Origin of the sequence: Pseudomonas sp. PICF6 (assembly GCF_009831705.1) — a bacterium.
Taxonomy (GTDB): Bacteria; Pseudomonadota; Gammaproteobacteria; order Pseudomonadales; family Pseudomonadaceae; genus Aquipseudomonas; species Aquipseudomonas rhizophila.
In genome coordinates this window covers 376,522-377,626 of record NZ_WUUD01000026.1, presented here as the reverse complement: position 1 = coordinate 377,626, position 1,105 = coordinate 376,522, and the positions used below count along the sequence as shown (strand labels likewise).

Sequence of the window (1,105 nt, the reverse complement as noted above, 5' to 3'; positions counted from 1 at the left end):
GCCTGCTCAGCGCCAAGGCTGGACTCGAGCTGGATGGCGGCTCCCTCGACAACAGCGGCGGCTACCTGATCAGCCAGCAGAACCAGCGCATCAACCTGAGCCGCGATCTGCTCAACACCCAAGGCCAACTCAGCAGCGAAGGCACGCTGAATGTCAGCGCCGCCAACCTGACCAACACCGACGGCAGTCTGTCGAGCGCCGCCGACCTCACCGTGAAAAGCCTGGGGCGTCTCGACAACCAGGGCGGCGAACTGGTCACCGACGGCGCGCTGCTGCTCAGCAGCGCGGCGCTGGACAACCGTCAGCAGGGCAACATCAGCGGCAAAGGCACGGTGAGCGTCACCACTGGCGCGTTCGATAACAGCCAGAGCGGTCGCCTCAACAGCGGCAGCACGCTGAACCTCGTGGCTGGCCAAGTCACCAACCAGGATGGCGGGAGCATCGGCAGCCAAGGCGCGTTGACCGCGTCGGTGTCCGGTCTGGATCAGCAGGGCGGCAAGCTGTTCAGCAACACCTCGCTGAGCCTGGACCTGAACAATGGCCAGCTCAACAACCAGAGCGGTTTGATCAACGCCCCCGGCGTGCTGTTGCTGAAAAACCTCAACGGCGTGAACAACCAGGGCGGTGAAATCTCCAGCGCCGAAGCCTTTACCTTGGCGGCCAATAATCTCAACAACGACAGTGGCCGGTTGCTCAGCAGCCAGGGCCTGACCCTGCGCATCGCCCAGGCGTTGAACAACGTCAAAGGCCTGATCGGCGCGGCGACCCTGGATGTCACAGCGCAAAGCCTGACCAACAACGGCGGCACCCTCACCAGTCGCGGCAACCTCGACCTGACCGTCGATCAGCAACTGAATAACCAGGCGCAAGGCCTGATCAGCGCCGCGCAACTGCTCACGCTCAATAGCGGTGATCTGAACAACCAGGGCGGTAGCGTGCTGGCGGGCGGCGCGTTGGTCCTCAACGCCATGGCCCTGAACAACAGCGCCGATGGCCTGATCAATGCCCAAGGCGACCTTACCCTCGGTGCCGAGTCTCTGGATTCCAGCGACGGCGGTGAAGTGTCGGCCAAGGGCGACATCAGCCTGACCCTCGCATCGCTGAC

Annotated in this window: 1 pseudogene; it reads left to right on the top strand. The window is 63.6% G+C overall.

The features are described from left to right. Positions 1-1,105 (top strand): annotated as a pseudogene (locus tag GSM73_RS27520) (hemagglutinin); the annotation flags it as partial.